At 53.3% G+C, this 13711-nt stretch carries 9 protein-coding genes; all 9 read right to left on the bottom strand.

Annotation, left to right across the window (positions count from 1 at the left end; all coding sequences use genetic code 11):
- Positions 1-66 precede the first annotated feature (66 nt).
- The 9 genes from K5E40_RS19095 to K5E40_RS19055 all read right to left on the bottom strand — a co-directional run bounded on the left by K5E40_RS19095 (position 67) and on the right by K5E40_RS19055 (position 13688).
- Positions 67-3498, bottom strand: a complete 3432-nt coding sequence (locus K5E40_RS19095; protein ID WP_169904169.1) for a PEP-utilizing enzyme — start codon at positions 3496-3498, stop codon at positions 67-69.
- A complete protein-coding gene (locus K5E40_RS19090; protein WP_011922853.1) occupies positions 3495-5324 on the bottom strand; it encodes a hypothetical protein in 1830 nt (609 codons plus the stop codon). Before K5E40_RS19090 ends, K5E40_RS19095 begins: the two co-directional genes overlap by 4 nt.
- Before the next feature lie 76 nt (positions 5325-5400).
- A complete protein-coding gene (locus K5E40_RS19085; protein ID WP_169904168.1) occupies positions 5401-7020 on the bottom strand; it encodes a radical SAM protein in 1620 nt (539 codons plus the stop codon).
- Between the two features lie 109 nt (positions 7021-7129).
- Positions 7130-8188, bottom strand: a complete 1059-nt coding sequence (locus tag K5E40_RS19080) for a hypothetical protein (RefSeq protein ID WP_169904167.1) — start codon at positions 8186-8188, stop codon at positions 7130-7132.
- 42 nt (positions 8189-8230) lie between these two features.
- Entirely contained in the window at positions 8231-9721 is a 1491-nt protein-coding gene (locus K5E40_RS19075; RefSeq protein WP_169904166.1) for a hypothetical protein, read from the bottom strand.
- 12 nt (positions 9722-9733) lie between these two features.
- Positions 9734-10108, bottom strand: a complete 375-nt coding sequence (locus tag K5E40_RS19070; protein ID WP_169904165.1) for a hypothetical protein — start codon at positions 10106-10108, stop codon at positions 9734-9736.
- Positions 10109-10348: 240 nt separating this feature from the next.
- Complete coding sequence (locus tag K5E40_RS19065; RefSeq protein ID WP_169904164.1) at positions 10349-11467, bottom strand: radical SAM protein; 1119 nt, start codon at positions 11465-11467, stop codon at positions 10349-10351.
- Positions 11464-12606 carry a radical SAM/SPASM domain-containing protein gene (locus K5E40_RS19060; protein ID WP_169904163.1) on the bottom strand — a complete coding sequence of 381 codons (1143 nt, stop codon included), beginning with the start codon at positions 12604-12606 and terminating at the stop codon, positions 11464-11466. Before K5E40_RS19060 ends, K5E40_RS19065 begins: the two co-directional genes overlap by 4 nt.
- Positions 12606-13688 (bottom strand): radical SAM protein, encoded by a 1083-nt coding sequence (locus tag K5E40_RS19055; RefSeq protein WP_169904162.1) that lies wholly within the window; start codon positions 13686-13688, stop codon positions 12606-12608. The genes K5E40_RS19060 and K5E40_RS19055 overlap by 1 nt, the downstream gene beginning before the upstream one ends.
- Between the last annotated feature and the right edge of the window lie 23 nt (positions 13689-13711).

The raw sequence follows: 13711 nt of genomic DNA, 5'->3' as shown, positions 1-13711 counted from the left end.
CAATGGGTGCAACTGAGGTTGCACAATCGGGTGGGCGCTATGCACACATTCAACATGTCTAGGGCGTTATGCACAAAACACCCCACCTGTAGGTTCAATTCGAATGGTCTTACCAACTAAATCTGCACCACATTCCACGCCCACAACATGCGGAATGTCTAGCCTGCGGGCGTGCTGAAGAAGATGCGATAGCGAGGAGCCAGATCGGACAACTAGAGCACCTGCTGTCGAAATCATGGCAAGCTGGGACATGTCCGTCGTTTCCAAGTAAACCGCTGTGCCTGCAGCAAAGTTGTCAGGGGTTGTGAGTGTCAATTCGAGCCCCGGGCGAGGTACGCCCCAGGCAATAGGCTTGGTGCCCGCCTGCGGATGGTGCTGACCATACTCAAAGAATTTGCGGATTTGCTTGGGCACTTCATCAAAAACCGGGCAGTTACCGGATAGATCGCCCAGGTATGACGGCAAGATGTCTAGCAGAAGGTCGGCGACCCCGCGCCGGCAAAGTTCATCAATTGCAGGACTCAGCCTTCCAAGTTCAACCATCATCATTACTGCGCATTTGTCCTTCATCCAGGCAAGAGGGGAATCCACTACCTGTATAACGCTTGATACCAGCTCAGCGTCTAAGCAAGGTTCGGCAAACGGAGCGTATGAGGTAACACCTGCATACCCTGCCACTGATGCCATTTCTACAGTCTCGTCTGGGCTGAACTTGCTGGCCTCATGCCCGATCAAAGTGGAGGTCAAGGCCCGTTCAAATCCCTGACTTGGGGATTCAATCTTCAGCTCGATCGCGGTCGTGGCTATTCGACTAAAGCGGCCGTAAAGGCGAGAGACGACAGCAAGCTCACATGCAATAGCTTCGGCCAATGCGCGATCAGGACCGCCAAGCGAGATTTGGCGGGTCCGGCGATCGCTATCACGCTTTCTGTCAGCCAATTCAAAAGCCTTCAACAGGAGAGCTCCTGGGACGCGGGAGAATGCAGATCGAGGCAGGGACCCAAGTACCGAGGTGATATCGGCCAGCTGAAGTGCCCGAGCACTTACGAAACTGCGAACCCGAGCTAGACGCACTCCCCCAACCGAGAACTGATCACCAGGTGCCGCCATAGCGGCCACCACCGCGGCACCTACGGAGCTTCCATGGTCTACTGGTAGTGCAACGAACCTAGATGATGTACGGCCATACCCGCTGGTGCCTTTCAACAGTTTTGAAAGACCGGGTCGCCCAAGGGTATCTGTACTGACCTGGAGGATCGTGAGAACTCCATTTGCCGACACCGCCCACTCAATCGAAGTTGCCCCCATATCCCGGTGCAGATTTAGAAGTGCTGAGCGAACCTTTTTCGTGTCATTCGACAAGCCAGAAGTTTTCCAGATAGGTATCGCTACACGCTCTGTCTTCCCTGTGCCGGCAGTAGCAGCGTCGCCCACCCCCCCTTCACAGATGAACAGATGACCGTCACCAGCAGTGCCAAACATTGCTACACCGAACATTCTCGCGGTGATAAATGTCTGGATAAGTGAAAAAGGGACTTCGCCGGCGGCAGTGATCTGCGCATGAACAGTCTTCAGTGCTGCCTTTACCTCAGCCTTGCCCTGGGCAGGTATCGACTCGAACACCCCGATTGTTTGAGCAGACGAACTCTCTGAGGAAGCTGCGGATCGAACCAGTACACGCGCTGAAGTTACCCAGTGCGGAAACCTGTCGAGGTCAACGTTTGAAACCACGTACCCCTTCTGCACGTTGTAGCCAAGCTCCGCAGCCCGCTGCAGAAGACCAATTTTCGCGGGTAGAACATCAATGACAGCGTCAGTTTTGAACTGCCGGCGGGCAAGAAAGTGCTTGGCTGCAATCCAGCCTGACAAGGCACCCAATATTTGCGAGATTGAAATGAGATCATCGCTAGCCCAAACCGGCGTTGTCTCAAGATACGCGAGCCAGAGAATGTAAGTGGCCACTGTACCAACGAGAGCTACGGCGACCTTCATGGCCGGATGTCGTGGGCGGGCAGCTAAGAATGCACCAATAAAACTGATGGCCAGGTTCAAGAAAACAACCCATGCAGCTGATCCAGGAACCAAACCGAACACGCTTCCAATAGCTCGGATGCTTCTGCCCTCGATACTTGCGTACATCGCCGCTTCCGGGTCGATGAGATCGTCGTCAGTAAGCACCGCTCGATTGAAGAGGCCGGGCTCTGTGTTGATACCGAGCCATCTAACTCCGCCTGCCGACAGGATTTCGCCCGCAAGGATGGAGTGATAAAAAGTCCTTCGATCGTATGCCAGCCCAACGTAAGCTTTGCTTTGATCCAGCCCGGCAATAGCTTGAGTAAGCCCACCTTTGGCCACGATTTCCATGTCGATATGGTCAGTGCGTGGTAACTGGTTCTTTGTTCTGGCCCAATCATCAGCAGACTGGAAGTCTAGGAATCGAACGTCTTGGTAACCCAACACGTAGTCGAACGATTGGGCTGCTCCGAAGTATCGATCTGCGTTTTTGTAAGCCTTGAAGTATGCTGGCTTGATCAGCAACTCTTCTCGGGTTGGCTGCATGAAGTAGGCATCGACACCCCTAGCTCGAAGCATATCGAGCAAAATCCAGGTATCACCCGAGTAATGACTTTCAGCCGCAGTGATGAGAACGGTCTTGCCATGAAGGGCTTCGGCAATAGCATCAGCCCCTGACAAGAACACAGGAAGGGTCACCGTCAGCCCATGCAGCCAGCCATAGTTCAAAAACTCATCGGGATTGGTCGTACTGATGATGGTTGGGTTCCGCTGCTCCTTGAACGATGGAATGTCTGCTGGCAACACCGCATGATCATCACCGAGCTTAGCCAAGTGATCCCACGCATAGTCATTGAGAGCATTGGCGCCGCCCTCCAAAAATTGTATGTGAACGCCGAATCTCTCATTCAGATCCTCAGCTATCGCAGCTGCTGTAGTCCCCCTCTCATCGACCAGGACCACTTGTTGGTTTCCCTTCTTAGCTATCCCTAGCAGTGGCTCAGGATTATTGTGGATCTGCGTCGCAGTCGCTCCAAACCCGAAATCCTTGAATAGCTGAGGGCCAAGGTCGACGCGGATGACACGAATCTTGCGATTAGAGACCCCTTTGTAGAAGTCATCTGCGGTAATGCGCGACCCTGATAATGCTTGGGCAGCATCACTTACATAAGGGTATGGGATGTCAGTAGTGCGCTGTGAGGGGGCTCCAAGGCTCTGTGTGTTAGCAAGGATCGCTTCACGATTCGCGTCAGCCCACTGGATGCAGACGATCGCGCAAATGAAAAATCCAGCCAGGGAACAAATAATCAGGGCAAGTCGGGGGAGCTTCCAGAGCTTGACGCCGAAATATAAGGCAAGACCAATTCCCAGAAGTGGGAGGAATCCCGCACCCAGAGCCAGGGCACCAGCTCCACCCAAAATCACTGGGAATGCCTGTGCCTGAGCACTGACACCAATGAGCAACAACAGCCAAATTCGATTCATGCGGCACCGTCTAGCGAAGGTTCGTTGTGATCAATGCCGAGTTCACGACCGCCAATCGCTCTTGCGACTGTTGAAATTCGACGAAGGAAACTGGCTGACTCTTCAGTTATCACCGCCGGCCGCCGAGCGAAGGCCAAGGCAAGAATGTCAGGCGGTGGACGTCGGAACAGGGCCCAAATGAGCAGATCCTCGAACTTATGGGAAACCTCTAGGCCGGAGCTTTGCCGGGTGCTACCGCCCAAGACGTCAATAGGAAGTTCTGCCCACGAAGAGAGTGATAGAGCGTCGATGACATAGCGGGACAATGGCGTCGTGGGACCTGACCTGAGTGCCGCCCATACCAGCTCGTCACTGAATGCAATCGAGTGGTAATTACCTGCCAGATGGTGAGCCAGAATCGAATAGCGCTCATCGAAACCATCCAGGCTGCCGTCCGGCAGGAGGATCTGTTTCTGCAGGCGATCGTAGAACCACAAGCGCTGGCGGGGGGTGCAGCCGAACATATCAATCGGTTCCAGTAGGACTCGAGTCGCCCCCTTCACGGCCTCGAAATAACCTTCGTAATCGCACGTGTAGTCAGCCTCGCGCAGCGGAGCAGAGTTATCCGCAACAGCTTGCTTCCTGAGTTGAGCTCGCTTAATACGGCGGACGTTGGCGTACTTGCTTACACCTAACGGATCAAAATTCTCACTCGCCTGTGACTCCCAAAGCTGGAAAAAACCTGGGCAGCTGAAGCTGTCATCTGAACTCTGCATGAACGACCGAACGGTTTCAGGCGGTAAATCCTTGTGTGGATACCACCCGGAATTACACGCCTGCAGGTATTGGCAGTCACGGCAGAAGTCGTGCTCGTAGCTGAGCTTGTTATCGAGCTCACTGTTGTTACCCCAAACAACTTTCAGTGCAGCATTCGCATCGTGCGCATTTAGATTTATGTAGGGCTTGAGCGCCTCTGTGCCGGTCTGATTGGGATTGAGCGAAAGCTCCCCTCTCTGGTCCCAGTGGAACTCGTAAGCATCGTTAAGCGTGTTCTGGGACCGTGACAGCGTACGTAACGACTTTTTCATGTCGTCCAGGTGATCGACCGTCAATCCATATTGCTTGCCCAGCCGAGCCAGTGTCGAAATGTACTCGGCAACGTCCTGGTACTGAGGTTGGGCTCGATCGAAATACGCCTTCCCTGAACCCCATGGAAAAATCATGTCGCAGGTTGCGTCGGTAACGCCCCGCTTCACGAACGTTTCGATGATGTACTCAGGCCCAAGATCAATTAGACCCTGCCCCATTACAAGCACCAGGTTGAGCATGTTGCAGTCGCCCAAGGCTTCTATACGCTTGAGGTACTTAGGCAGGATGGCCATGCCTCTTCCGAACCGCCCACTCTCAGGTCCCTCAAAGGGGATCGCAATATCCATTGCGGGGTGCCCCTTGAACTCACGAAGGAGACCTAGATACCGATCGTCCTTCCACATCAGATTTGAACAAAAGGTGAATTCTGTCTGAATACCAATCCTGTTCATCTCATCAATCTGGCCAAGCACCCAAGGGAGGTTTCGCTGCCAGAACTCAAAAGGCATGAGGGTGGCTTCCCCCCCAAGTACGTCCAGGTGTAGGTAGGTAACGGACTGATCTAGATGGAAGGCTTCAATGATGACCTCCACCGCCCGCCGAAAGGTCGCTTCGTCGATGTACTCTTTACGTCGGAGCAGCTCTGGCTGGATGTAACAGTGTTGGCACGCCAGATTGCAATTGAGGTTGGTCGATATGGTCGTCGACATCATCTCAATTGAGCGGTTACGCGGAAGGGCGAAGGGTTGGATATTCATACCCTAATAGTGGGAGGGGACTGCCCCATTTCGGCCGTTCTGCAAAAAAAAACCGCTCCATTAAAGCGGTCTAGGTTCAGCTAAGGTTATGCCGACGCCTTGCAATTCTGTCTTTGGCTCGTGCTTCAAGCTGAAGGTGGTGCGCGAGCTGCTGTACGAGTGGGTGCCGCTCATTATTCGACTCGCCAGAATGCGAAAGGCGCGGGTACTTGAGCACCCAGCGGACAAGTTCGGTATTGTGTCCGGCCACCAATATGTCTGTGTGGCACAGCCCGCTAGACTCTAGGTCAACCTCAGCTCTTGCAAGCAGGTCGGCCAATGGATCACCGCCATTGGCGTCAACCCAACTCCATAAAGCCTCTGAAGGTACCGAAACCGCGGATAGATCTTGATACACCAGGTGCTCGAAGAGCACGCGCTGCTCCGTAGCTGTTAGCAGGTGTATCTCAGCCTGCTGGATCATCGTGGCCGTCCCTACACCTTGATAAGCCCACAGTCGCTGGATCAACGGCTTATCGAAACTGCTCGATGCACGCACGTTTACTTTTGCTCCGCGGGTTTGCTTCAGCCAATCTGAGAATGTCCCTGCAACCCCTACCGCCTCCTCATGGAAGACTTCAGAAGGGGGCTGAGCCTTAGCGCTCATCATCATCGATTGCATTTCCGAGCTATGCCTGGCCTGCACAGGATCAAACGAACCGTGTCGATCCTTAACCTTTGTCCATAACTGCTTGTAGCCTGGACAATCTCCTTTATCCCATGGCCGGACATCGGCTGGCTCGGCTACCCTGTAGTGGTACCAGCCGCCAGCACACGCAGAGTGGAATTCACATTGGAAACAATAGCTGTGGTACTTAGATAGCTTGTTATCTAGCTCTTGAGTGTTGTCTGCAAGGACCCGGTAAGCCCAATCATCATCACCAACATAAATCTTACGCTCGCCAAGGGCTGCTTCAGCTGTCGTTTGATTAGCGTTGAATGTAGTCAACCCGTCAGGCTCCACAGCTAAATCGTATCGAAAATTGCCGATGCACTGATAGCTTGTTCCGCGGAAAACGGCTCCTGACATTTCATCGGCGGGGGTGAAGGTGATTCCGGGTGGCGCAATATCAAAGAGTCGACATAGGTAGTCACTCATCTCCTTGAAAGACACCATATTTGGCTGCCAAAAAGCCCTCCCCGAGCCGTAAGGGCTTATCATCTTGATGCTGAAGTCGGTTATGCCGAGCGGCAGAAACGTTTCTAGTAAGTAATCTGGACCCATCGCCACGGTGGTCTTCGTAAGAATCACATCGAGAATCTTCTGCTTGGCTTTGATCGCGCGCACAGTTTCAGCCCAGGGCCCCATGAGCTTCATGTTTTTGCCAAAACGATTTGTGTCGGGTTCCCAGGATGTATAGATCGCCATCTCTGGCCAGTCACCATAGGTGTTGAACAGGTCGACGTACTCGCTCCGATGCTTATCGTTGGCAAATATCAGATTCGTCAGGACATTGATAGATCCTGGCGTTTTGAAGCCAGCATTGAATTCACGGCACTTATTCAAAGCATAGGGAAGGTTTCGCTCCCAGTATGCAACGGGGAGCTTTGTAATCTCCCCCCCGATCAACTCCCACTCCACTTCCTCTAGACCAGTATCCAACGCAACGAGCTGAGCAACACTGTCAAAGACAGATCTGAATACAGCCTCGTCCATTTGCGTCGGATTTCCCAGCTCAGCTGGGTCGATATAACAGTGGGTGCAGCGCCGGTTACACCACCTGGTCGCGGTGATGCTGATGTTTGCTTGGTTTACACGAGACGCCTTATGCACTTTGCATCCTCAACGAAGAATTCCAGATGCTGAGTCCGCCGGCACACTCGCCCGAGCCATCAAAAACAGGCACATGCGCCGGTCCGCCACCGCAATAGCTGACATGCTCACACCCGTGACAAGCCCTAATTCTTCTGCGCTCATGGGAAATTCGGGATAGCCGGTTTCGTGAAATAATCATGGAGTCGAGCGAACTAACGTGCAGATCACCGAGTATGGTGCCTTCGAGGTCAGAGTACAGCGGGTTGGTAGTGACTGTGCCGTCTGGATTCAGGGTTAGGAACCGATCCTCGGAAAGCACATTGAACTGAAGGTTGCCCGCATCAGGATTCTGCTCGAACACACCAATTGTGATGCCGGCCCGAGTCAGCCGTGCATAATGCCGCTCCCTTAGATCTGCGAGGAATGACCAGGCTTTCTGGTATGGAACAGTGAGCGGTAATGCCGGCGTACTGGCGGGGTGATATACGGGTGTCTTCAAGAATGAAGCGAAGTCGACAGAAATGTCGAACTCCCATACCTTGCATTCACTTTGAAGCATGACATCCACAAGGGCATCCGCTCCAGCCTGAACCGTCTCTGCATTGAGCTCAACGTTGACAACGCAAGGGACCCCAGCGGACCAGAACTTGTTGAGGCCGGAAAGAAACCGTTCCTGATAGATGACTTCAGATCCGGCCAGGTTGAATTTGTTGCCAAGTGCATAGGTAGTTTCGACCAGCCCATCAAACTCTTCATGAACCATTGCCAATAGCCAGTCTGGCACTGAAAAGCAGTTTGTAACCATGGTCTGCCTTGCGCTTGGCAGCAGGCGACGGGCTGTATCAACTAAAAGTTGCATCGCCTGCGGCCCAATCACTGAAGGCTCGCCACCCTCCCAAATGAGGGTGCAGTCTCGGTCTGCCCAAAATGATGACTGGAGGAATTGCTGGAGTGTGGCGACCGGCAACCGCTCTTTAATGGCCCGGTGCTCCTCAGTGAGATAGCACCGCTTGCAGTCAACATTGCACTGTCGGGTTACGTTGATGAATCCGATAGCTTCTGAGCGCATGCATGCCTCATAGGCTGGCAGCTTACTGCTGCCAGCCGGGACTTAACCGACAGCGATCAAGCCACTGGGTGGGGTGGGCTTGGGCGTGGCAGGTGGTGGTGGCGGCTCTATAGCACCGCCAGCTTCGAGAACAACCTGAAGAAGTGTCGCAAGCTCACCTGCAGCCAAGGCAGCGACCTTTGGTGCAACACCAAGAGCATCAGCTACACGACCTGCAGCCAAACTTGGGAGGGTGGTTTCACGGTCAAGGTTGATCCGCTGATCGAGCTGAGTCGCAGACTCGATGGAAGCCCAAACAGCTTTGAGAGCGTCAGGGCCTCCAGCAACAGAACTAGCCATCAGGCACAAAGCTTTGGCCAAATCCGCTTGCTTGGTATTAGGAGCTCGAACGCGCATACCTGAATCCTCTGCAGGTACTTTTTCCTCTGGGTCGACCTGCTGAACTCCATCTGCATTCTTAACTTCAGCACTGGAGGCGGTGGAATTTTCGGGCTCTGGTTCTACTACTGGGTCAGATGGTAGGTACTTATCGAGCACTGTGTGGATTGCGTTCTTAAGCTCGAACAGTAATCCGGCCGCGTCGGCACCGCGAAGCCCCGTAGCCTCAGCCAGGATGCGAATCATGTTTGGAAACGGAGTGCGGGTATCCAACTCAGCTTCAAGGATACTGGCCCGAGCTTCCATGAACTGTAAATCCTTCAGGTGCAGGGCTTTTACAGTGTTTACAACGAGGTCTTTCATGAAGTCCGGGCCTAGGACTTCAATCACGACCTCCGCGATGCACGCTTTAACATGATCCATAACGACTTCGGGCATGGTATCGGTGTAGAGCAAGTTCATCATCTCGTCGGTGGAGATGACCTTTGGTTTGTAGCCAAGCTCTGCGTACAGCAGGTACTCCATGTAACCATCGATCGGCGACACCCGGATATTGCAGCTCTGGCCATGCAACGAGATCCGACCGTAATCACGAATGAGGTCACAATATGCCTCAACCTCGGCATTAATAACCGTAGCGTTCGCCGGGGGAAGTAGATTAACCCCAAAACCAGCAGACTCAGCCTGGTAGAGGATTTCACGCGTATCCACCGACGTGTCAAAAGGCACATCAATTGTGCCAGGCGATGACGATCCCATAGCGAGGATAAGGCTGAACTCAAAGTTTTCGCTCAGCATTGCAGGGTTTTGGTCATCAGCTTGAACAAGCAGGCCAATGGAGCGGGCGTCAAGTGGAATCTGATTCAACTGCTCGTCACAGATCACAGATTGATAAGCAACGTCGCGTTTTGGCTTTTCAGCACCCTCCTCCCGGATCTGACGATGCTGCTCCTCGAACAGCGCACGAAGCTCAGACACCTTCTTGTTGAACACAAGGTTGTACCGAAATTCTTCGGGTATCGATTCGTCAACCTGGTCGTCGCTGACCTGGGTGGGTATGTCTACATTGTCAGCCACAGTGGTTGCAGACTCCGGCAAATGAGAGCCCGTCAGGGCAGCTGCGTCATCAGTTTGGGTCGATTCAGGGGGGGTCATGTTCATATTGCCTTAGCGCCAGCCTCGTGCACCGTGACATGCACCGTGACATGCGCCATGGCATGCACTATGGCAATAGCCCCAATTGCCGACGTTCGTGGAGTCCATGTCCTTGGCGGTTGCTGTAGCGGCCAGAAGCATGTTGTTGATCCGCGGGACGGCCTCGTGCTTAACGACGCTGTTCAGAGTGTCAGCATGCCGCTCTACCATTGGCTTGATCGGGTTCATTTCGAGCAGCTTCCGCATCTGGGCGACGTTGTGGTCAGCTTCCAGTTCGGCCTGGGTCTCGTTGATTGTGAATCTGGTTTCAACGCTGTTGAACGCCGCTACCGCGATCGCGCTCACGGCCAAAGTAGCCAGCACCCTGTTGGGAGTAAATTTACTCATTATTCGCCTTCTCTCCAGATTATCAACGCGGCCCATACGGCACCGACTACTCACCCATTGCCGATGGAACCGGACTTGGATGTAGCAATACTTCAGAGGTCCTGACCATTCCCGACCAGAAGTCTCGCCCAGCTCACCAAGCTAATGGTGGACGTGGGAGTACATCGGGATAGTACATTCAGGTTTCCCAATCACGAAGCCAAAACGACACTACCGAATTATTCAAGATCCCAAGGGGTTCTATCCCGCGACTGCAATCAGCGATGGCTGCTCAGCCAAAGCCATTTGCTCGTTGATGAGCTTGAACGCGGTAAACCCACCGGCACACTCTCCGCTCTCATCCGTTTTTGGTGTCGCCATGCAGCCTGAACTGCAGATTGGCTTGAATTGACAGCTATAACAGTCAATCTGGCGATCCTCGCGCATCTCAACTAGTCGAGTCGGCTGGGCATCAGATCTGCCTATGGCGTTACGGTTATTTGATTCGGATGTGAGTGCAGTACAAGCTTTGTAGTAGCCGCCATCGTCAAAGGTGTGGAACCGGGTATCACAAGCGCCAGACAAGCATCCATAGCCTCCACGCTGCCCACTGCGAAGCCTCCGGACGCTTTCAGTCAAGCCGTCTAGTGGGGATATGTGAATATCCTGGTAGTGATCTCGAGGAGTCGCGATATACCGAGAATAAGCCATAGCGAACCGGGCGATCCAAAGACTGTATTGGCGGTTGGTCACACCGATACGATCCCAATTGGTGATTGCATATCCGGTCCTAGTCAGCCTCTCAAAGTGAACGTGACGGATTCCTTTCGAGCGAAGGTAGTCGATTAGGTCTGAGGGGTTTCTGAACCGTTGCATCAGGATCTTGGTGGTTGTAATCACCATGTACGGCTCAAGCCCAGCGCTCTGCAGGGATTCCATATTTCGCCAGAACCGCTCCTCGAAATCTACATTGGACCCAGGCTTGCTGGCCTTGGTACGACGAATAACCGGATCCCAAGAAACGCCTACAACGCCGTCAAAAAAATCTCTGTAGAGGTCGGCCCACCTGAGGTCGAAGTTCATCAGATTTGTTTGCAGTGAGAACACGACCTTGAATCCCTCAAGATTCGATCGCAGGTATACAACAACTTTACGCATCAACTCGACACCTACGAGAGTTGGCTCCCCGCCATGCATTTGAAACAGGATGGTGCTACCTGGAACAGCGAAGGTTTTGACCTTAGCCGGAATTGCTTCAATCTGCGCCCAACTCATCCGCTTTGGATTGTTTGGGATAAAGCAGTGCTCGCAATGTAGGTTGCAGGCCTCGATCAGTCGCACGTAAACCATGTGATCGAAATCAGGTGCGCCGATGCTCACTGAATACGCTCTATGCCGTAGGTGTAGGGGTCGTACCCGTATATTCCAGCTGCCGCTAGATATGAAGAAGCCAGCCGGACTCCATCCGCCGAGCTCAGAAAATCCTGGACATGGTTTAAGTGCGATCGATATCCAGCGCACTCACCCAGTCCTGAATGCACCTGATGCGCAGTGATCGGGCAGCCGGACTTGCACCAGCTCCGGAACTCGCATTTTCGGCAGTGGTTTTCGACGTGCTCGATATGCTGGACTCTGATCCAACCCTTGCGCGCAGGGCTAGACTGAAATGCATCGATACCATCAGAGGCCTTAGGCCAGGCGTCGACTTCATACTCCATCCTGTCAGGACATGAGTTGAGAGAGCCGTCCGGATTTATTACAAGAAAGTCACGCTGGCAAGTCCCGCCCCAACGCTCTCCTGGCTGCCCGTTCAATACACCGGCTATCGAGGCACCCACAGCATTGTTGGTAACGCACGAGCCGAACTGACGTAGGTCAGCCATCGAGATGTCGAATAAATCACGGAGAAATGTTGCGTGCTCACGGTTATCAGGGCGATTCTCATCACCGCCTTGGCTGTTGTAGCGTTCGATGTTGAAATGTTTGAAACCATTGCTCTTGAACCATGCGTAGATCTCGGGCGCCCTGCCTAGCTCGCCGCGGGTCGGCACCATGACAGGTCCAACCTCGAGGCCATTGTCCCGGGCCAACTGAACCTTATCCATCCAAAGGTCTACGTACCGGCTGCTAGAACCATTGATAGTTCGGCCAGAAAAGTCGATGGAGGAGCCAATGAAGGCGCCGCAACGCTCACGCAAAAAAGCAATGTGGCCCGGGCGCAGAGGGATCAATGAGGTTTGGATAGATTCTTGTACTTCAAGCCCAACAAGCCCCTGACGCACGGCATCAGAGAATTCGAACAATACTTCTGAGGCCAGAGTAAGAGGCTCGCCACCATGGTAGAGGATCGATACACGGTCGTGCCCCTCTCGTGCAGCAAGATCCCGGATCAGCTGCAGCGAGTGCTCCAACGTCTCCGTTGTCATTCGTTTCTTATTGGACCTGACTTCATCAGGCAGGTAACAGAAATCACACCCAACATTGCAGTAATTTGTTGGCTTCAAGTAGACCTGGAGCATCAGGACACCTTGCTCAGGTCTGAAATGCGCGAGTGAGCATCCGCAGGGGTGATGCCAAGCTTCAAAAGCAGCTTATCAGCCTCGCCGCTTGCCACTGATTCCTTGAGCCTGGTGAAAACCATTTTCCAGCTCTCACAGTATCCAAACTTGCCACCCATGCCGCGCTCAAACAAAACCGAATCTCGGGCGCAACCACCTTCACATTCGATGAAATGATCACAAGACCGGCAGTCGACCGGAAACTTTATTTGACGCCGCATAATCTCTTTGGACGCAGGCGACGCAGCTAAGGCAGAAACGATCTCGGCCGGCGGGTAGAATTTTACCTCTACAGGAGTGGAACCTTGGACCTCACCCGTCAGAATATTGCCAAATCGGTAGCGCTCATCACCAAGGTCACTGAACTCACTGCAATTGAATACTGAACCGTCTGGATCGATGGTTAAAAACTTACCGCCGCAAGACTTCGTCCAAGGGCACAGAGTGCTTCGGTAACCAGCAACCTTCTGGAGCATCTGATCCAGAGGCGTGATGTTGAAAATAGGCAGATCCTTGACCCAGCGATCGTACAGATCTACCAGCATCTGACCATACGTGTTTGGTTTTATCAGCATGCCAGAATCTCTGACCCGACCGGCCGGATACGCGTAGTTGAATCGAATGTCGAAGCCGTATACACCATAGGCCTTAGCTCGGTCATACATCTCCATTGCAGCCGGGGCAGCACCTTCGTCATACACACCGATGACAAGTGGACGAAACCCATCGCCAATCGCCGCATCCATAGCGCGCCAGAACAATCTGTCGTATGTGTCAGCCGACCCCTTAACAGTGCGGTAGCGCTTATAAGGGTCATAACTGGTTGAGATACGACCTTCAAAGACGTCTTCAAAGACATCTTTCCAGCGCGAGGACTTGTAGGCCAGAAGGTTGGTCTGAATAGCAAACTTCACACCAGGGTGGCGCGCCCGAGCGTATTCAGCACACTTGATGTAGAACTCAGGCTTCATGAGCATCGGCTCCCCGCCGTGCCAGATCCACTGCACGTTAGGGGTGAAGGAATCAACAAGCCGATCGAACATCTTCCGGAAATCGTCGAAGGTCC

Origin of the sequence: Pseudomonas baetica (assembly GCF_019733355.1) — a bacterium.
In the GTDB taxonomy this organism is placed as follows: Bacteria; Pseudomonadota; Gammaproteobacteria; order Pseudomonadales; family Pseudomonadaceae; genus Aquipseudomonas; species Aquipseudomonas baetica_A.
This window is presented reverse-complemented; position numbering and strand designations above follow the sequence as displayed.